Annotated in this window: 18 protein-coding genes; 6 read left to right on the forward strand and 12 right to left on the reverse strand. The window is 59.5% G+C overall.

The genetic code is table 11. The annotated features are described in order from the left end of the window. Positions 1-12: 12 nt before the first annotated feature. The 4 genes from tauA to PSEBG33_RS25385 form a co-directional block, all read right to left on the reverse strand. Positions 13-990: a taurine ABC transporter substrate-binding protein gene (gene tauA / locus PSEBG33_RS25395; RefSeq protein WP_005783803.1), complete on the reverse strand. Its 978-nt coding sequence runs from the start codon at positions 988-990 to the stop codon at positions 13-15. A 252-nt stretch (positions 991-1,242) separates the two neighbouring features. Continuing rightward, positions 1,243-2,826, reverse strand: a complete 1,584-nt coding sequence (gene gshA, locus PSEBG33_RS25390; RefSeq protein ID WP_005783805.1) for a glutamate--cysteine ligase — start codon at positions 2,824-2,826, stop codon at positions 1,243-1,245. A 214-nt stretch (positions 2,827-3,040) separates the two neighbouring features. Further along, positions 3,041-3,424 carry a PaaI family thioesterase gene (locus tag PSEBG33_RS26810; protein WP_005783806.1) on the reverse strand — a complete coding sequence of 128 codons (384 nt, stop codon included), beginning with the start codon at positions 3,422-3,424 and terminating at the stop codon, positions 3,041-3,043. Beyond that, a complete protein-coding gene (locus PSEBG33_RS25385; protein ID WP_005783808.1) occupies positions 3,424-5,748 on the reverse strand; it encodes a Tex family protein in 2,325 nt (774 codons plus the stop codon). The genes PSEBG33_RS26810 and PSEBG33_RS25385 overlap by 1 nt, the downstream gene beginning before the upstream one ends. Before the next feature lie 357 nt (positions 5,749-6,105). Here PSEBG33_RS25385 and ompR point away from each other — a divergent pair, with 357 nt between their 5' ends. Next, the gene (ompR, locus tag PSEBG33_RS25380) at positions 6,106-6,846 is read left to right on the forward strand and encodes a two-component system response regulator OmpR (RefSeq protein WP_003187669.1); all 741 of its coding nucleotides are present in this window, start codon (positions 6,106-6,108) and stop codon (positions 6,844-6,846) included. 116 nt (positions 6,847-6,962) lie between these two features. Then, complete coding sequence (locus PSEBG33_RS25375; RefSeq protein WP_005783812.1) at positions 6,963-8,276, forward strand: ATP-binding protein; 1,314 nt, start codon at positions 6,963-6,965, stop codon at positions 8,274-8,276. Positions 8,277-8,416: 140 nt separating this feature from the next. Here PSEBG33_RS25375 and rimK read toward each other — a convergent pair whose 3' ends face one another. From rimK to PSEBG33_RS25360, 3 genes are read right to left on the reverse strand one after another with little or no spacing between them, the layout of a single operon-like run. Beyond that, the gene (gene rimK, locus PSEBG33_RS25370) at positions 8,417-9,322 is read right to left on the reverse strand and encodes a 30S ribosomal protein S6--L-glutamate ligase (protein ID WP_003187674.1); all 906 of its coding nucleotides are present in this window, start codon (positions 9,320-9,322) and stop codon (positions 8,417-8,419) included. Then, positions 9,319-9,783: an ATP-dependent zinc protease gene (locus tag PSEBG33_RS25365; protein ID WP_169986753.1), complete on the reverse strand. Its 465-nt coding sequence runs from the start codon at positions 9,781-9,783 to the stop codon at positions 9,319-9,321. Before PSEBG33_RS25365 ends, rimK begins: the two co-directional genes overlap by 4 nt. 30 nt (positions 9,784-9,813) lie before the next feature. Further along, complete coding sequence (locus PSEBG33_RS25360) at positions 9,814-10,593, reverse strand: EAL domain-containing protein (protein WP_005783817.1); 780 nt, start codon at positions 10,591-10,593, stop codon at positions 9,814-9,816. A 116-nt stretch (positions 10,594-10,709) separates the two neighbouring features. Here PSEBG33_RS25360 and PSEBG33_RS25355 point away from each other — a divergent pair, with 116 nt between their 5' ends. Then, a complete protein-coding gene (locus PSEBG33_RS25355) occupies positions 10,710-11,117 on the forward strand; it encodes an RNA-binding S4 domain-containing protein (protein ID WP_005783819.1) in 408 nt (135 codons plus the stop codon). 193 nt (positions 11,118-11,310) lie between these two features. Here the strand turns inward: PSEBG33_RS25355 and PSEBG33_RS25350 are convergent, their stop codons facing one another. Next, positions 11,311-12,114 carry a phosphatase PAP2 family protein gene (locus PSEBG33_RS25350; RefSeq protein WP_005783821.1) on the reverse strand — a complete coding sequence of 268 codons (804 nt, stop codon included), beginning with the start codon at positions 12,112-12,114 and terminating at the stop codon, positions 11,311-11,313. 124 nt (positions 12,115-12,238) lie between these two features. Here PSEBG33_RS25350 and hslO point away from each other — a divergent pair, with 124 nt between their 5' ends. Together hslO and PSEBG33_RS25340 are read left to right on the forward strand one after the other, a co-directional pair. Further along, positions 12,239-13,141: an Hsp33 family molecular chaperone HslO gene (gene hslO / locus PSEBG33_RS25345; protein ID WP_005783822.1), complete on the forward strand. Its 903-nt coding sequence runs from the start codon at positions 12,239-12,241 to the stop codon at positions 13,139-13,141. A gap of 179 nt (positions 13,142-13,320) precedes the next feature. After that, entirely contained in the window at positions 13,321-14,862 is a 1,542-nt protein-coding gene (locus PSEBG33_RS25340) for a phosphoenolpyruvate carboxykinase (protein ID WP_005783824.1), read from the forward strand. A gap of 57 nt (positions 14,863-14,919) precedes the next feature. Here the strand turns inward: PSEBG33_RS25340 and PSEBG33_RS25335 are convergent, their stop codons facing one another. The 4 genes from PSEBG33_RS25335 to PSEBG33_RS28330 form a co-directional block, all read right to left on the reverse strand. Beyond that, positions 14,920-15,783, reverse strand: coding sequence for a DMT family transporter (locus PSEBG33_RS25335; RefSeq protein WP_005783826.1), 864 nt, complete (start codon positions 15,781-15,783; stop codon positions 14,920-14,922). Positions 15,784-15,943: 160 nt separating this feature from the next. Then, on the reverse strand, positions 15,944-16,300 hold the full coding sequence (locus PSEBG33_RS25330; protein WP_005783828.1) for a DUF1493 family protein: 357 nt from the start codon (positions 16,298-16,300) through the stop codon (positions 15,944-15,946). Positions 16,301-16,410: 110 nt separating this feature from the next. Then, the gene (locus PSEBG33_RS25325; protein ID WP_005783830.1) at positions 16,411-17,010 is read right to left on the reverse strand and encodes a Fic/DOC family protein; all 600 of its coding nucleotides are present in this window, start codon (positions 17,008-17,010) and stop codon (positions 16,411-16,413) included. Next, a complete protein-coding gene (locus tag PSEBG33_RS28330) occupies positions 17,010-17,180 on the reverse strand; it encodes a YhfG family protein (protein ID WP_005783831.1) in 171 nt (56 codons plus the stop codon). The genes PSEBG33_RS25325 and PSEBG33_RS28330 overlap by 1 nt, the downstream gene beginning before the upstream one ends. Before the next feature lie 267 nt (positions 17,181-17,447). Here PSEBG33_RS28330 and PSEBG33_RS25320 point away from each other — a divergent pair, with 267 nt between their 5' ends. Next, complete coding sequence (locus tag PSEBG33_RS25320) at positions 17,448-19,385, forward strand: RecQ family ATP-dependent DNA helicase (RefSeq protein WP_005783833.1); 1,938 nt, start codon at positions 17,448-17,450, stop codon at positions 19,383-19,385. Positions 19,386-19,391 lie beyond the last annotated feature (6 nt).

Genomic DNA, 19,391 nt, shown 5'->3' on the forward strand with positions numbered 1-19,391 from the left:
GAACTCCTTGGATCAGTTAGAAATGAACTTGGCGCTGACGTAAGGGGCGTAGTCGGGCAGTACGGCATCGACCTTGCCTTGTTCCTTGAGGAACACAGCAGTGTCGGTGACTGCCTTGGTGGTCGGCGCGCCCAGCAGGGTCACCTGGTCAGCGGCCAGCGGGTAGACGTTGCCTTGCAGCAGCAAGGGAATATCGCTGGCCTTGGCGCCGGAGAGTTTCACCAGCTTGTCGACGTTGCCGGTGTCGGCGAGCCAGGCTTGTGGGTCTTTGCGGTAGGCGGCGTAGGCATCCAGGGTGACCTTGGCGAAGGCGGTAACGATGTCCGGGTGCTTCTCGGCAAAATCCTTGCGCACGATCCAGGCATCGAATGTTGGCGCGCCGAACTTGGCCAGCTCGCCGGAGGTGATCAACACCTTGCCGTTTTCCTTGGCTACACCCAGAGCCGGGTCCCACACGTAGGTGGCGTCGATATCACCGCGCTTCCACGCGGCGATGATGGCCGGAGGCGCCAGGTTGAGAATGGTGACTTTGGCCGGGTCGATGTTCCAGTGTTTCAGCGCGGCAAGCAGGCTGTAGTGGCCGGTGGAGACGAAGGGTACGGCGATTTTTTTGCCGACCAGGTCCTGCGGGCTGTTGATCCCCGACCCATTGCGCGCCACCAGGGCTTCAGCCCCGCCGATCTGGGTGGCAACGAGGAAGGTTTCTACTGGGACTTTGCGGGTTACCGCAGCGGTCAGCGGGCTGGAACCGAGGTAGCCGATCTGCACGTCGCCGGAGGCAATGGCGGCGATGATGTCGGCGCCATTGTCGAATTTGCGCCAGTCGATTTTGGCGTTGGTAGCTTTTTCATAGGCCCCGTCAGCCTGGGCGACTTTGGCCGGGTCGACGGTGGTCTGATAAGCGATAGTCACGTCCGCCGCCTGGGCAAACAGACTGGCACCGGCCAGGGACAACGCGGCCAGCAAGCGCAGAGGGGTCAGCAGTTTCAAGGGGAAGCTCCTCAATCAGGCGGCCGAGAGTCGGCGTGTGAGGAGACTAAATGATCTAAGAACTCGAAAATAAATAACCTTTTCGAATTAGCTTATGAGTAGAAAGGTTGAAGCAAATCTTTGTACCGGTGATGACCAAATGTGGGAGGGGGCTTGCTCCCGATTGCTGAGTGTCAGCCACTGCATCGGTTGGCTGACCCACTGCTATCGGGAGCAAGCCCCCTCCCACATTTGAACTAAGTAGAGCTCCGGTTAGTTGCTGATGGCCAGGATGCTTGCCTGGTACGACCCGACAAACACATCGAAATCGCCCACTTCGTTCTGCTCCAGCTCCACCTGTTGCGCCAGCGAAGCACGCGCCAGTTCTTCGAAGTGCGCTTGTTCTTCAGCAGCCAGGGGCTGTTTGCGGAAGTACTCGGCATGGACCTCGCTCTGATGCAGGGAGAACTGCGCGAAGCTCTCCTTGCGTTCAGCCATGGCCGCCAACACCTGGGCCGACGGCGTCAGGGACGGGTCCTTGACCTTGGCCAGTTGGGCATCCAGCGCTTCACTGTGTTCGGTAATACCTTGGCTCTCGTCGAGCAAGGCAGCCAATGGTGCAATCTTCTCCAGCAACTGCGCAGCCCATTCCTTCATGTCCACCGGCTGGCCGTCACGCTGCAATTGCAGGCCCGGACGCCGACCTTCCTTGACCACGCTGAGGAAGTTGGAGGTGGCGTTGCCGCACTCGTTGTTGGCGAACAGCGGGCTGTCGTTCAGCGCGCAATACAGCAGGAATGCGTCGAGGAATCGCGACTCCGGCAAGTCGATCCCCATCGGCAGGAACGGGTTGATGTCCAGGCAACGCACTTCGATGTACTGGATGCCACGGGCCATCAGCGCCTGGATCGGCCGCTCGCCGGTGTAGGTCACACGCTTGGGGCGGATATTGGAGTAGTACTCGTTTTCGATCTGCAGGATGTTGGTGTTGAGCTGCACCCACTCACCATCCTTGTGCGTGCCGACTTCAACATACGGCGCGTAGGGCGTTGCCACCGCTTCGCGCAGGCTGTCGGTGTAGCTGGCCAGGTCGTTGTAGCACGGCGTCAGGCCAGCCTGGGCGTTGCTCTGGTAACCCAGGTCGCTCATGCGCAGGCTGGTGGCGTAGGGCAGGTACAGGGTGTCGGCGTCGAGCGCTTCCAGCTGGTGCGAGCGCCCACGCAGAAAGCCTGCGTCCAAGGCTGGCGAGGCACCAAAGAGGTACATCAACAGCCAGCTGTAGCGACGGAAATTACGGATCAGCGCGATATAGGCCGTGGACTGATAGTCACGGTCGGTACCGACAAAGCCTTCGGCTTCCTTGAGCAACGGCCACAGCTGTTCCGGCAGCGAAAAGTTGTAGTGGATGCCGGCGATGCACTGCATGGTCTTGCCGTAGCGCAGGGCCAGGCCCTTGCGGTACACATACTTGAGCTGGCCGATATTGGAGGTGCCGTAGTAGGCGATCGGAATATCTTCCTCGGCCGGTAACGGGCACGGCATCGAGGGGCTCCACAGGTATTCGCTGCCCAGCTTGGAGTAGGCAAAGCGATGGATCTTGTCCAGGCTGCCCAGGGTCTCGGCCGGGTTGGGCAGGGCTGGGGTGATGAACTCCAGCAGCGATTCCGAATAGTCAGTGGTGATCTGTTCGTTGGTCAACGCAGCGCCCAGGGCTTCAGGGTGCGGCGTTTGCGCCAGGCGACCCTCGCTGGTGACGCGCAGGCATTCGCGCTCGATGCCGTGCAAGCACTGCTCTAGCAGGGAGAGGTGTTCGCGCTTGCCGAGCAGGGCCAGGCGGCGGTTGAGAAGTTCGCTCAAGTTGGATTCCTTCACGCGTCAGTCGCCCCAATATGGGGGTGGGCAGGACGGTCTACAAGGGTGAAGTGGAAACTGGCGTGATCGCCTGGTTCTGAGTCGATTTGACCCGCTCTGAAAATGCCGACTTCACTCCATGAATTGGGCTACAGCGCAGCGAGAAAATTCCGACGCTGTTATCGCAGCGCCGAAATTAACTCAAATCGAGGGTGGGGAGCTATAGGGCAGCGAACGTGCCCTGCGCTTTTGCGACAAGTCTTTCGCCCTGGTACACGTCGGCTTCGACCACCAACGTGCGCCGGCCGGCGTGGATTACCCGGCTGGTGCACAGCACGTCACCGTCTTCGACGGCGCGAATATAGTTGATCTTGCATTCGATGGTGGCGCTCTGCTGGTCGAAACCATGGGCGCTGGAACAGGCCAGGCCCATCGTGATGTCCACCAGGCTGAAAATCGCCCCGCCATGGAGCTTGCCTGCACGGTTGCGCAGGTGCGGCTCCAGGGTCAGGGCCACCTCGGCAACGCCTTCATCCAGGCGCTGCAGGCGGCAGCCGATCAGCTCGCTGAACGCGCTCTGGGTCAAGCCAGCCGGGATCTCCATCAACGCTTCTTCAACTGTTTGGCATTGGCGAACAGCGATGCCATGGCGTTGTTGCTCGGCGCGGCAGTCGTAGCTTCCTTGCGCGGCGCGGTGTTCTGCGACTGGCGCGGTGCCGAACCTGGGCGAGCGCCACGAGCACCGTCGATCTTCTCGCCCGGGGTATCGCTCATGCGCATCGACAGGCCCACGCGTTTACGCGGGATATCGACTTCCATGACCTTGACCTTGACCACGTCACCGGCTTTGACCGCTTCACGCGGGTCCTTGATGAACTTCTCCGAAAGCGCGGAGATATGCACCAAACCGTCCTGATGCACGCCAATATCCACGAAGGCGCCAAAGTTGGTCACGTTGGTCACTACACCTTCGAGGATCATGCCCGGTTGCAGATCCTTGAGGTCTTCGACGCCGTCCTGGAACTCGGCGGTCTTGAACTCGGGACGTGGGTCGCGGCCAGGTTTTTCCAGCTCTTGCAGGATGTCGGTGATGGTCGGCACACCGAAGGTTTCGTCGGTGTACTTCTTTGGATCCAGACGCTTGAGGAAGGCGGCGTCGCCGATCAGCGAGCGGATATCACGGTCGGTCTCGGCGGCAATGCGTTGCACCAGCGGGTAGGCTTCCGGGTGAACCGCCGAGGCGTCGAGCGGGTTATCGCCATTCATCACGCGTAGGAAGCCGGCCGCTTGTTCAAAGGTTTTTTCACCCAGGCGTGCGACTTTTTTCAGCGCAGCACGGGTTTTGAACGCACCATTTTCGTCGCGATGGCTGACGATGTTCTGCGCCAGGGTCGCGTTGAGGCCCGAGATTCGCGCCAGCAGCGCTACGGAAGCGGTGTTCACGTCTACGCCCACGGCGTTTACGCAGTCTTCCACCACCGCATCCAGGCCGCGTGCCAGTTTAAGCTGCGATACGTCGTGCTGGTATTGGCCGACGCCGATGGACTTAGGATCGATCTTCACCAGCTCGGCCAGCGGATCTTGCAGGCGACGGGCGATGGAAACGGCGCCACGGATCGACACGTCGAGGTCCGGGAACTCCTTGGACGCCAGCTCCGAAGCCGAGTACACCGAAGCACCCGCCTCGGAGACCATGACCTTGGTCATCTTCATGGCCGGGTATTTTTTGATCAGCTCGGCGGCCAGCTTATCGGTTTCGCGGCTGGCAGTGCCGTTGCCGATGGCGATCAGGTCTACCGCGTGCTTGGCGCACAGGGCGGCAAGGATCGCCAGGGTCTGGTCCCATTTGTTGTGCGGCACGTGCGGGTACACGGTGGCGTGGTCCAGCAGCTTGCCGGTGGCGTCGACCACCGCGACCTTGCAACCGGTGCGCAGGCCCGGGTCGAGGCCCAGGGTGGCACGCGGGCCGGCCGGTGCGGCCAGCAGCAGGTCGTGCAGGTTGTGGGCGAACACGTTGATCGCCTCGGTTTCGGCGCCGTCGCGCAACTCGCCCAGCAGGTCGGTTTCCAGATGGGTGTAGAGCTTGACCTTCCAGGTCCAGCGCACGACTTCACCGAGCCACTTGTCCGCAGGGCGATTCTGATTCTGGATGCCGAATTGTTGACCGATCATGCCTTCGCACGGGTGCATGGTGCCCGGCAGCTCGTCGCCGACCTTCAGCGCGGAGCTGAGAATGCCTTCGTTGCGGCCACGGAAAATCGCCAGGGCGCGGTGGGACGGCATGCTTTTGAGCGGCTCGTCGTGTTCGAAGTAGTCGCGGAATTTGGCGCCTTCCTCCTCTTTGCCGGCGATGACGCGGGCGCTGAGGATGGCCTCCTGCTTCAAGTAGGTGCGCAGTTTTTCCAGGAGGCTGGCGTTTTCGGCGAAGCGCTCCATCAGGATGTACTTGGCGCCTTCGAGGGCAGCCTTGACGTCGGCGACGCCTTTTTCAGCATCGATGAAACGGGCGGCCTCGGTTTCCGGCGTCAACGACGGGTCGTTGAACAGGCCATCGGCCAAATCGCCCAGGCCGGCTTCCAGGGCGATCTGGCCCTTTGTACGACGTTTCTGTTTGTACGGCAGGTAAAGGTCTTCGAGGCGGGTCTTGGTGTCCGCGAGTTTGATGTCGCGCTCCAGTTGAGGGGTCAACTTGCCCTGTTCCTCGATGCTGGCGAGGATGCTGATACGCCGTTCGTCGAGTTCTCGCAGGTAGCGCAGGCGCTCTTCCAGGTGACGCAGTTGAGTGTCGTCGAGGCTGCCGGTCACTTCTTTTCGGTAACGGGCGATGAAAGGCACCGTGGAGCCTTCATCCAGTAGAGCGACGGCCGCTTCGACCTGTTGTGGGCGTACACCGAGTTCCTCGGCGATGCGGCTGTTGATGCTGTCCATAAAACCACCTGAAATTCTTAAAATCAGCGCGCCGGCCCGTAAAAACAAGGCCCGGCGAGGCTGGTTGAGCGGCCCGACTGGCGCCGCTGCCTGGGTCAAGAGGCTGCCTATTGACCCTCGAAATCGAAAAATTCACGACAAGCGGGTAAAAAAAGCCCGGCAGCAAACGGTAACGATCTGACGTTGCCCTGCACGGAGGCGCCGCATTATAACCAGCGTTCTGCTATTGGGGGGTACTGCGCCGGAGGTTGTAGGGCGTGGGTTCGCTGGCAGTAGATGAAAAATCTGCTAACAATGCACACGGTGCGTATAACGGCAGCTACGCCATAATGCGCGCCGAGATAAGAGGAGCATCCAATGAGCAGCACCGCACAAACTGCTGAAGGCGAAAAAATTCTCATCGTTGATGACGATCCGGGGCTGAGCAGCCTGCTGGAGCGTTTTTTCAACTCCAAGGGCTACCGTGCCCGCGCGGTGCCGAACACCGAGCAAATGGACCGCCTGTTGGGGCGTGAAGTGTTCAACCTGGTCGTGCTCGATCTGATGCTGCCCGGCGAAGACGGCCTTACCGCCTGCAAGCGCCTGCGTGGTGCCAACAACCAGATTCCAATCATCATGCTCACCGCCAAGGGCGATGAGCTGAGCCGCATCAAGGGCCTTGAACTGGGCGCTGATGACTACCTGGCCAAGCCGTTCAACCCTGATGAGCTGATGGCGCGGGTCAAGGCCGTATTGCGTCGCCAGGCACCGGCCGTGCCGGGCGCACCGGGCAGCGAAGACGAAAGCGTCACCTTTGGCGACTACGAACTGTCGTTGGCCACCCGTGAGCTCAAGCGTGGCGAAGAAGTGCACATGCTTACCACCGGCGAATTCGCGGTGCTCAAGGCTCTGGTGATGAACGCCCGTCAGCCGCTGACCCGTGACAAGCTGATGAACCTGGCCCGTGGCCGTGAATGGGACGCCCTGGAGCGCTCCATCGACGTGCAGATTTCCCGACTGCGCCGGATGATTGAGCCGGACCCCTCCAAGCCGCGGTATATCCAGACGGTGTGGGGCGTGGGTTATGTGTTTGTGCCGGATGGCACCGCAACCAAGTGACCGATGATTTGCAGGGGCGGGTATCCGGCGTTTGACTCCATGAGAGTCGACGGGATGCCCGGCGTCTGCAATTCTGCGAGCACCGCTCGTTCCTGCAAGGTGTGCAGCTTTCATCTATGAAAACCCCGCTGTGGTTCCCACAAAGTTTCTTCTCTCGCACCCTTTGGCTGGTGCTTATTGTCGTTCTGTTTTCCAAGGCGCTCACGCTGGTTTATCTGTTGATGAACGAAGACGTGCTGGTGGATCGGCAGTACAGCCACGGTGTGGCCCTGACGTTGCGGGGCTATTGGGCCGTAGACCCTGAGAACCGAGAAAAGGTGGCCAAGGCGTCGACCTTGACTCGGGTTGATGGGGCCGGCGTGCCTGAAGGCGAGCAGCATTGGCCTTACAGCGAGATCTATCAGCGCCAGATGCAGGCCGAACTGGGCGCCGACACCGAGGTGAGGCTGCGCATGCATGTTTCACCGGCGTTATGGGTGCGGGCACCTAGCCTGGGCGATGCCTGGATCAAGGTGCCGCTTTATCCGCACCCGCTGCGCGGGCAGAAAATCTGGAACGTGCTGGGCTGGTTCCTGGCCATCGGCTTGCTTTCAACGGCCTCCGCGTGGATCTTCGTCCGTCAGCTCAACCAACCACTCAAGCGCCTGGTATTTGCCGCTCGCCAATTGGGCCAGGGGCGCAGTGTGCGCCTGCCGGTCAGCGACACGCCCAGTGAGATGACCGAGGTGTACGGCGCGTTCAACCAGATGGCGGAAGACGTCGAGCAGGCCGGGCGCGAGCGCGAGCTGATGCTGGCAGGCGTGTCCCATGACTTGCGCACACCGTTGACGCGATTGCGCCTGTCCCTGGAGCTGATGGGGGACCATACCGACCTCACCGATGACATGGTGCGCGATATCGAGGACATGGACGCTATCCTGGACCAGTTCCTGGCCTTCATCCGCGACGGGCGTGATGAAGTGGTTGAGGAGGTGGACCTCACGGACCTCGTGCGTGAGGTGGTTGCGCCCTATAACCAGAACGGTGAGCAGGTGCGCATGCGCCTGGAGCCGATCCAGCCGTTTGCATTGCGCCGGGTCTCGATGAAGCGCCTGCTGAACAACCTGATCGGCAACGCCTTGCATCATGCCGGTTCCGATGTTGAGGTGGCGGCGTATGTCTCCGGTGACAGTGCCGCGCCTTACGTGGTGCTGAGCGTGATGGACCGTGGCACGGGGATCGACCCTGCCGAGCTTGAGGGTATCTTCAACCCGTTCACCCGTGGCGACCGAGCCCGAGGTGGCAAGGGCACCGGGTTGGGGTTGGCGATCGTGCGACGAATCGCCTCGATGCATGGCGGAAATGTCGAGTTGCGTAACCGGGAAGAAGGCGGGTTGGAGGCGCGGGTGCGCTTGCCGCTTGGGTTGATGCTGCCTAGAGATGCGGTCTGACAAACAACAAATATCAAAAATGTGGGAGGGGGCTTGCTCCCGATGGCGGTCTTTCAGTCAAGAAGTTCAGTGACTGTGACACCGCTATCGGGAGCAAGCCCCCTCCCACATTGGTTTCATGTCGGGATTAAAATAGGCTTTTAGCCTTTGCCCTTGGTCCGAGTCATATTCGGCCCACCATTCTTTTCCAGATGCTGAATGATGATCCCCGCCACGTCCTTGCCGGTGGTGGTCTCGATCCCTTCCAGGCCCGGCGATGAGTTCACTTCCATCACCAGCGGCCCATGATTGGAGCGCAGGATATCCACGCCTGCCACGCTCAAGCCCATCACCTTGGCTGCCCGCAGTGCGGTCATGCGTTCTTCCGGTGTGATCTTGATCAGGCTGGCGCTGCCGCCACGGTGCAGGTTGGAGCGGAACTCACCGGGCTTGGCCTGGCGCTTCATCGCCGCGATCACTTTGTCGCCCACCACGAAGCAGCGAATATCCGCGCCGCCGGCTTCCTTGATGTACTCCTGCACCATGATGTTCTGCTTGAGGCCCATGAACGCCTCGATCACCGATTCAGCTGCCGTCGCCGTTTCACACAGCACCACACCGATGCCTTGGGTGCCTTCCAGTACCTTGATCACCAGCGGTGCACCATTGACCATCTCGATCAGGTCAGGGATGTCATCCGGGGAGTGTGCAAAGCCTGTGACCGGCAAGCCGATACCCCGGCGTGACAGCAACTGCAGCGAACGCAGTTTGTCCCGCGAGCGGGCAATGGCCACGGATTCGTTGAGAGGAAACACCCCCATCATTTCAAACTGACGCAACACCGCGCAGCCATAAAACGTCACCGAAGCGCCGATACGCGGGATCACCGCATCAAAGCCTTCCAAGGGTTTGCCCCGGTAGTGAATCTGCGGCTTGTGGCTGGCAATGTTCATGTAGGCACGCAACGTGTCGATCACCACCATTTCATGGCCACGTTCAGTGCCGGCCTCGACCAGGCGGCGGGTGGAATACAGACGCGGGTTTCGCGACAGCACAGCAATCTTCATGCAGCACCTGGGGCAGAAATAGTGGAGACCGGGAACACCGGCTTGTCTTGAACGTACTTGACGCCTGGATTGACGACCAACTGGCCGTCAATCAACGCCTTGGAGCCCAGTAACAGGCGGTAACGCATGGCTTTGCGACAGGCGAGGGTGAATTCCACCCGCCATACCCGGTCACCCAGCGCCAGGGTGGTGCTGATCACGTAGCGCACCTGCGCATGGCCATTGGAGCTCTTGATGGTTTTCATCGTCACCAGGGGCGCTTCGCAGCGACGGTGACGCAGTTGCACCACGCTGCCCAGGTGCGCGGTAAAGCGCACCCACTTTTCACCGTCGCGCTCAAACGGCTCGATATCGGTGGCGTGCAGGCTTGAGGTGCTGGCACCGGTGTCGATCTTCGCGCGCAGGCCCGCCACTCCCAGGTCGGGAAGTGCCACCCATTCACGCAGACCTACAACGGTCAAATGGTCAAATGTCTTCAATATGGGTACCGGTCAATTTGCCCAGGCTTGAGGAGAAACCTTGGCCAGGGCATTGAATGCAGGTTTGGCGAACCAAAAACCCTGCATCAGAAATATTCCACAGTCGGCGAGGAAATCCCGCTCGCCAGCACTTTCGATGCCTTCGGCGATGACAGTAACTCCCAACTGCTCACAGATTGTGACAATCCCCCGGACGATCACCTGACGGACACGGTCTTGATCGACATCGCGAATCAACGCCATGTCGAGTTTGATCAGGTCGGGTTGGAAATCGGCCAGCAGGTTCAGCCCCGAATAGCCCGCACCGAAGTCGTCGATGGCGGTCTTGAAGCCGAATTCGCGATATTCACGCAGAATATTCGTCAAATGGCGATAGTTATCTACATGCTCGCTTTCCAGCGTCTCGAAAATCAGCCGGTCCAGCGGGAAATTGTGCGCCCGGGCGGCCTCCAGGGTGCTGCGAATACACAGTTCCGGGCGATATACGGCATTGGGCATGAAATTGATGGAAAGGTGAGTCTGCATGCCCAGCGCTGCGGCACCGGCGATGGCCTTGGTTCGGCAGCGCTGGTCGAAGTGGTAGCGATTGGTTTCGTTGACCTGGGCCAGCACCGACAGCGCGCCTTCTCCCTGGGTACCGCGCACCAAGGCTTCATTGGCGAATATCGAGTGGTCACGCAGGTCTACGATAGGCTGGTAGGCGAACGCAAAGTCGAACCCCAGAGGCTCGCTTTGCTGGCAACCCACGCACCGCTGGTTGGGCGAGGTGAGTGAAAGGGGGAAGTCGGTCACAGCGTATCCTCGCGAAAACAGGGTGCTACCTGGCGTATCTTAGGTGAGCCTTGGGGTTTATGCGTCGAAGGGTTTCAACGGTAAGGTTGCGACATTTTTCAGAGCGAGGAATTCAAGTGGGTCAAAAACAGGAAGAGGAAGAAAAGGTCCGACTGGACAAGTGGTTGTGGGCCGCGCGGTTCTACAAAACCCGTGCCCTGGCCAAGGCCGCAATCGAAAGCGGGAAGGTTCATCATCGCGGCGAGCGCTGCAAACCGGGCAAAGAGCCACGTATCGGTGATGAGTTTCAGATTCGTACAGGATTTGATGAAAAGACCGTCGTGGTGCAGGCGCTTTCTGTCGTGCGCCGCGGGGCACCCGAAGCGCAGGCGCTGTACACCGAGACCGAAGCGAGTATCGCCAAGCGCGAAAACGCAGCGGCCATGCGCAAGGCCGGAGCGACCGGCATGACCACCGATGGCAAGCCAAGCAAGAAGCAGCGCCGCGATCTATTCAAGTTCCGCGGCAGCGGCAACGACGATTGATGATACAAGTCTCCAGCTTGAAGGAGATCAAAAATGTGGGAGAGGGCAAGCCCTCTGTAGGAGCGAGCTTGCTCGCGAAAAACCTCAACGATAACGCGTGCTTGCTGAATGAACGCGGCGCCTATGAGTTTTTCGCGAGCAAGCTCGCTCCTACAAAATAGGGCAAGCCCCCTCCCACATTTAACCCGCGCATTTAAGGCGCGGTGCGTATGACGCTCAATCGCCCGATCACCGGCAGTTTTCCAAGCAACCCGAACACCGGCGCGGTTACCCGCAACAGGAACCCCGACACCTTCGCCGCAAACGGCGTGTAATACCCCCACCCCAGCGCCAACAGCGCCAGCAGTACGCCACCGATGTAATCGTCCTGACCCCAGTGCGCGCCCGCAACCAGGCGCGGCATCATGAACAGCAGCGCCAGGCCCCAGATCACCAGCACCTGGCCGATGCGCTTGGCAAATACGGTCATGAACATCCCCCAGATCAACAGCACCGAGGCATGGTCGCCCGGGAAGCTCTGGCTGGAACGGTCCTTCAACTCCCAGGTTTTCTCCAGCCCCGGGAAAAAATCACTCATCTGAATCGCGCCGCTGATCACCATGGATGGGCTGCTGTGCTGCCAGCCCATATGCGCCGCGAGTTTGGAGAACAACATTCGAATAAACAGCAACAGCAGCAGAATGCCGAGAAAACCAAAAAACGCCTGGCGCACCTGCACGGCCTTGAACACCCAGTCACCGCGGATCAGCAGCGTCAGCAAAATAACGCCGACCACTGCATCAAACGGCCGCAGACTGGCCACGGCCCACACATGCAGCCAGGTCGAATGGGTGGCCAGCGGGCCATTGAGCAGATGAAACAGCCACTCGTCGAAAATCACACACAGCATCTGGCCCGTGGGCCACAGCCAAAAACACAGCAGTCCGATAGCGAGTAGATTGCAAAGAGCCCATCGCCGGAGGTTCCAGTTGGCTTGGAACAAACCCGGATTGTTCATAAACTGTCCCTCATCGCTCTATTCAGCTCCTTGAATTCAGGAGAAGTCGCACCAAGATGGTGCTAAAGCGTTTAATTTTATAAACCTTGTAATCATTTTGTCATCACTTCAGATACCCAGACCTATGACTGATCTACCGGATACCGACTTCACCCAACGCTTCATCTTCGATGAGAGCGATGCCCGCGGCGAGATGGTGTCGTTGGAGCTCAGCTATGCCGAAGTCCTTGCCAAGCACGCCTACCCGGAGCCGGTCGCGCAATTGCTCGGCGAGCTGATGGCCGCCGCGGCGCTGCTGGTTGGCACCATGAAGTTCGACGGGTTGCTGATCTTGCAGGCCCGTTCTGAAGGGCCGGTGCCCATGTTGATGATCGAGTGCTCCAGCGAGCGCGAAATCCGTGGCCTGGCCCGTTATGAAGCCGACCAGATCGCCGCGGACGCCACCTTGGCCGACCTGATGCCCAATGGCGTCCTGGCACTCACCGTCGACCCGACCGAAGGCCAACGCTACCAGGGCATTGTCGACCTCGATGGCCAAACCCTGTCGGAGTGCTTCACCAACTACTTCGTAATGTCCCAGCAGGTGGGCACCAAGTTCTGGCTTAACGCCGACGGCAAACGTGCCCGTGGTTTGCTGGTGCAACAATTGCCGGCCGATCGCATCAAGGATGAGGATGATCGTGCCGAAAGCTGGCGGCATATCATCGCCTTGGCTGACACGTTGAAGGCCGAAGAACTGCTGGGCCTGGACAACGAAACCATCCTGCACCGCCTTTACCATGAAGAGGCTGTGCGGCTGTTTGACTCGCAAGCCTTGCACTTTCATTGCAGCTGTTCGCGCGAGCGTTCGGGCAACGCCTTGGTCAGCCTGGGCCTGGAAGATGCGCAAAATCTGGTGGTGGAACACGGCGGCCATATCGAGATCGATTGCCAGTTCTGCAACCAGCGCTACCTGTTCGATGCCGCTGATGTAGCCCAATTGTTCGCCGGAGCGGGCATCGACACCCCTTCCGACACCCGCCACTAAAACGTTTAAGCACAGGTAAATCACCTGACAAACGCCGGATTAGAGGTGTTCTGACGGGAGGGCCCTACTCTTTTTGGGCTTTTCTGGCATAATCCGGCCCACTTTTTTCGCGGTAGTAGTGCGCAACTTTCTACTACAAAACGTTTGGAGCACTCGGCCATAGGCCGACGGGGAACCTCATGACGCAAGCCAATAACGCCGTATACACCGATCTGAGTGTTGACGATCTGGTCAAAGAAGCCCTGCAGCGCGGTGAAGGCGTGCTTGCCGATACTGGTGCGCTGGTTGTCGAAACCGGTCACCGCACCGGTCGTTCGCCGGTCGACCGTTTTATCGTTGAAGAGCCTTCCACCCAGGACGCCATTGCCTGGGGCCCAATCAACCGCAAGTTCCCGGCCGACAAGTTTGATGCCCTGTGGGCTCGCGTCGAGGCGTTCAACAACGCGCAAGAGCATTTCGTTTCCCATGTTCACGTAGGGGCCGCAGAAGACCACTACCTGGCCGTGAAAATGACCACCCAGACTGCCTGGCAGAACCTGTTCGGTCGTTGCCTGTTCATCAACCCGGCCCAGTACAACCCGGCCGGTCGTGAAGAGTGGCAAGTGCTCAACGTGGCCAACTTCGAGTGCGTGCCAGAGCGTGACGGCACCAACTCCGACGGTTGCGTGATCCTCAACTTCGCGCAGAAAAAAGTGCTGATCGCCGGTATGCGTTACGCCGGTGAAATGAAAAAAGCCATGTTCTCGGTGCAGAACTTCCTGCTGCCGGCCGCCGACGTACTGCCGATGCACTGCGCCGCCAACATTGGCGAAGCAGGCGACGTGACCCTGTTCTTCGGCCTGTCCGGCACCGGCAAGACCACCCTGTCGGCCGACGAAAGCCGTTACCTGATCGGTGACGACGAACACGGCTGGGGCGAAGGCGTGGTGTTCAACATCGAAGGCGGTTGCTATGCCAAGTGCATCGACCTGTCGGAGAAGAACGAGCCGGTTATCTGGAAAGCCATCAAGCACGGCGCCGTGCTGGAAAACGTCGTTATCGACGAGGCCAAGCACGCCGACTACGCTGATGTCAGCCTCACCCAGAACAGCCGTGCCGCCTACCCGCTGGAGCACGTTGCCAAGCGTTCCGAGAAAAACCTGGGCGGCGAGCCAAACGCAGTGATCTTCCTGACCTGCGACCTGACCGGCGTACTGCCGCCCGTGTCGATCCTCAGCGAAGAACAAGCGGCCTACCACTTCCTGTCTGGCTACACCGCGTTGGTGGGCTCGACTGAAATGGGTTCCGGCAGCGGTATCAAGTCGACCTTCTCCACCTGCTTCGGCGCGCCGTTCTTCCCGCGTCCGGCCGGCGAATACGCTGAGCTTTTGATCAAACGCATCCGTGGTTTCGGCTCCAAGGTCTACCTGGTCAACACCGGCTGGACCGGTGGCGGCTACGGCGTTGGCAAGCGCTTCAACATCCCGACTACTCGCGGCGTGATCGCCGCGATCCAGAGCGGCGCGTTGATCGGTGCGCAAACTGAACACCTCGACACTATCAACCTCGACGTTCCATTGGCCGTACCGGGCGTTGAGACCGGCCTGTTGAACCCACGTAACACCTGGGCTGACAAAGCCGCCTACGACGAAGCTGCGAAAGCGCTGGCGGGCCTGTTCATCGAGAACTTCAAGAAGTTTGAAGTGAGCGATGCGATCAAGGCTGCGGGTCCTAAGTTGTAAGACTCAGCTGTTGTGAAAAAGCCGCCTCCTGTAGGCGGCTTTTTTGTGCGCGCAGGGTTAGTGGGCGATGTGCAGCAGCACCGCGCCGACCAGCACCAGCACAACCCCGAGCACCTGTACCGCCGACAAGCGCTCCTTGAAAAACACAAACCCCAGGATCGCCGCAATACCGCCCGATAGCGTACTGATCACCGTCACCACCGATACCGACCCTGCCATCGCACCCCACGAAAACGCCGAGAACCCGCCGAGGTTCATCAGGCTCGCACCGGTCAACGTCGCGCAATTTTTCAGCGGTGGGATCTTCAGGCCGTCCTTGATCTTCAGCACCATCACCACCAGCACGCACAGGCCCACCAGGTACCCCAACCACAACATGGTGATCGGCCCCAGTGCCGGCAGGGTGTAGCGACCTTGCAGCCAGAAACTGGTGCCGTACAGCGTTGCTGCGAGCATGGCGTAGGCGATGGACAGGCGCGGGTTGTTGTGGGGCGTGCCGTTGTCCTTGTGGATGCTGGACAGGATCACGCCGATCACGCACAGGGCGATGCAGCCCAGTTGTATCAGGCTGATGTGCTCACCGCTGGCCCAGGACAGCAGGGTGGTCACCACGCCATAGGACGTGACCAATGGCGCGACGATGGCGGCTTTGCCCAGGGCGAAAGCCTTGGACAGCGCGAGGGCTCCAGAGACGGTCAGCAGGGCCGCTGCGATGCCCAGGAGCCAGACGCTCAACGGCGCATCGATGGATTTGAACAGGAAGGCCGGGAAAATGACCAGCAGCAGAGTCATGATCAGAAAGCCAAGGGCCTGGCCAAAATACACCGCGCGTTTAACGCCAACGGCGCGAGCGTTGAGGCCCACCAGAAAGTCCGTGCCACCCCAGAGCAGGGCGGCCAGCAGGCCCATTAGTACGTCCATGTAAGATCCCTGTTATGCACACTGCTCGCCAGATTAGCGCAGAACCAATGTGGGAGGGGGCTTGCTCCCGATAGCGGTGGGTCAGCTATAGATAAGCTGACTGATTCACCGCGATCGGGAGCAAGCCCCCTCCCACATTGGTATCTCAGTGCTCTTGGGATCAGCTCAGGTTTTCCAAGGTCTGCGTGTCCCACCTGAGGGTCTTGCTCGCCAGGTAGAGCATGCCGATGGTCAGCGGTATTTTGTCGCCACGGCCTTTGGCGCGTCGCTTCAAGAATACGTCGAATACCGGCGGCTGAAAGTAACGATAAGCGTCGTAGTCGCTTAGGTCTACCCCGAAATCCTGTTCCAGCGCCTCCATGAATTGCTTGGCCTCAACGCCATCGCAAGCAAGGTCGAAGTTGAGCGAGGTTTGCAGGCTGATGGTCTTGTGTTTCGGCAGAGTGAATTCTTCATGCAGCAATTGCAGGAGTTGCTGCATGACAGGATCTTCGGGGAAGTTGGGGGCCAGGTTCATGGTGGGTACGTAGGAGTGGGTGAGGGGGCTGTCGCGTTCAGGTGGTCAGTGGCTTAGAAGTGAGTTTGTTATCGGGCAATAAACAGATAGTTTAATCGTTCGCGCTTCGATCAGACACTGAGAGGCTTACTGATACACCGCCCAAAAATCGCCTCCAATCCCCGATAATCACACGCCACCGCATCAATATTCGCGGGTATCCATGCCGCGTGTTTCACCAGCCACCAATTCACCGAAAATCCCGCATTCACGATGATCTGTTCAAACAGGATCCGCTGAGCCCGTCCATTGCCTTCACGGAAGGGATGGATGACATTCAGATCGCCATAAGCTTCAGCGATGTGGTGAACGAGATCGGCCTGGGACGCGCCGGTATACCAATTGGATTCCTGCATATGCCGAATGATCTTCGCCGCTTCCGGCGGGATGCGCTCCGGGGTGCAGAACAGCGTCTCACCTTTCTGGATGTTGACGCTGCGCAGTTCACCGGCCCAATCGTAGATGTCACCGAACAGGATGCGGTGGATGTGTTGCAGACGTTCGAGGTCGTAGGGCGGCGGAAACAGCGGAAGATTGCCTACTGCAATCTCGGATAACTCCCGCTCTGCCTCGTGCAGGCGGTGTTCATCGAGCAAATCGAGGCGGTTGCGCAGGACGCTGCTACCGGGGTAGCAGTGCGGGTCCTGGCCCACCCCGTATTTGTCGAGCATCAGCGCGAGGTGTTGCGGTACTTGGCAAGGACGGCTTCGCGGGTCGGCAGGGGCTTGTCGACATCGGCCGGTTGGGTATCGAACCCTTCCAGGCGCAGGCTGGCCAGATAATTGGAGCGGCGGATCTTGTGATAGTGATCCTGTTTTTGCTCAAACGTCAGTTCGCTCATTGCAGCGTACTCCTGGTTAGCAAGGCTTTGATTGTAGCGCAATGCATCAGGGGGAAGGCAGGATAAAAACCAAGTCGTAACCTGTATCAAAAACCCGCCGAAGATCTTAATTCAATGTGAGTTTTCGCAATATTCCCCGTCGGCCCTGGGCCATCCCCTGCCTGTGTATCATCCTGTCTCTTATTTTCTTGCGACCTTTCTCGATTCGCCGAACTTACTGGGCTACGTTTTTAAGCCACGTTCAGCGGTCAATGGAGTGACAGCCTTATGCACGACACCCTCCAGCAGGTCTTTGGTTATCCACAGTTTCGCCTGGGCCAGGAAGAGACGGTGAGCGCCGTCCTGGCCGGGCGTTCGGCAGCAGCAATTTTCCCTACGGGGTCGGGTAAATCTTTGTGCTACCAGCTGTCGGCGGTGCTGCTGCCGCACCTGACGTTGGTGGTCTCACCCTTGTTGGCGTTGATGCAGGATCAATTGGGGTTCCTGCAGCGCCATGGCATTTCGGCGGGCAGTATCGATTCGGCCCAGAGCCGTGATGAGGCCAACGATGTGATGGCCCGTGCGCGTTCGGGCGAGTTGAAAATCCTGATGATTTCGGTGGAGCGCTTGAAGAACGAGCGCTTTCGTAACTTTTTGCACAGCGTGCAGATCTCGCTGCTGGTGGTGGACGAGGCGCACTGTATCTCCGAATGGGGCCACAACTTCCGCCCGGACTATTTGAAGCTGCCGGACTACCAGCGCCAGTTCAATATCCCGCAAGCGTTGCTGCTGACAGCTACGGCCACGCCCAAGGTGATTGCCGACATGCAGGCCAAGTTCGCGATTGCTCCGGGTGACGTGGTCACCACAGGCTTCTACCGGCCCAACCTCAACCTGCTGGTGGAGCCGGTCAGCGGCCAGGACAAGCGTCGCCGGCTGGTGGAGTGGATGAGAGAGCGGCCCGACCAGCCGAGCATTGTCTACGTCACCTTGCAGAAAACCGCCGAGCAGATTGCCGAGCATCTGAATCGCCATGGTATTCAGGCCGAGGCCTACCACGCGGGCTTGCCCCACGATAAACGCGAGGGCATCCAGCAGCGGTTCATGGGTGGGCGCTCCAATTGCATTGTCGCGACGATCGCGTTCGGCATGGGCATCGATAAAAGCGATATCCGCAATGTGGTGCACTTCGACCTGCCAAAGTCCATCGAGAACTACAGCCAGGAAATCGGCCGTGCAGGGCGTGACGGGCAGCCGTCGGATTGCCTGGTGTTGGCCAATCGCGACAGCCTCAATGTGCTGGAAAATTTCGTCTACGGCGACACGCCGGAGCAAGAGGGCATTGGCCGTGTCCTCGAGGAGTTGCAGACCGCACGCAGTGAAGGGCAGTGGGAGTTCCTGCTCAGGTCGTTGTCCGATCACAGCAATATTCGCGAGTTGCCACTCAAGACGCTGCTGGTGCAGTTGGAACTCAAGGGTGTGATCGCGCCGCGCTACGCGTTTTATGCCGAATACCGTTTCAAGTACCTGGTCGAGCCCGACGCTTTGCTCGCACGTTTTTCCGGCGAGCGGCAGCAGTTCGTCGCGGCAATCATCCAGGTGTGCAAGCGTGCGAAAACCTGGGCAACGGTGGATTTCGACGCGCTGTATCAACAGCACAATGCCGAGCGCAGCCGTGTGGTAAAGGCGCTGGATTATTTCCAGGAGCAGGGCCTGATCGAGCTGGAAAGCAAGCAGATGACCGAGGTCTACAGTTTGCTCGACACCGATTTCGAACCACAAACCTTGAGCGCTGAGTTATACACAGGCTTCAAGCAACACGAGGTGACGGAGGTAGCGCGGATTCACGCCATGCTCGACCTGTTCGCCACCGAGCACTGCCTGGGGCAGCGCCTGGCGCAGTACTTTGGTGATGAAAACGCTCCCCAGCGTTGTGGACATTGTTCGGTGTGCCACGGCCATGTCGCGTATCTGCCGCCTCCGCCAAGCCTGCCGCCGCTTGTGGATAAAAGCTTCATGGGGCTGTGCGGCGATTTTATCCACAGGCATCATGAGCACACTGGCGAGCTACCCAGTGCCGAGCGGCTGACGCGGTTTCTTGGCGGTATCAGCGTGCCGTTGTTTACCAAGTTGAAGGCGCGGGGCATTCCCGGTTTCGCCGCGCTGGAGGACTACCCCTACGCCGAAGTGCGCGAATGGGCCCGCGCTCAATTAGACCTACTCTGAAGAGAC

Origin of the sequence: Pseudomonas synxantha BG33R (assembly GCF_000263715.2) — a bacterium.
In the GTDB taxonomy this organism is placed as follows: domain Bacteria; phylum Pseudomonadota; class Gammaproteobacteria; order Pseudomonadales; family Pseudomonadaceae; genus Aquipseudomonas; species Aquipseudomonas synxantha_A.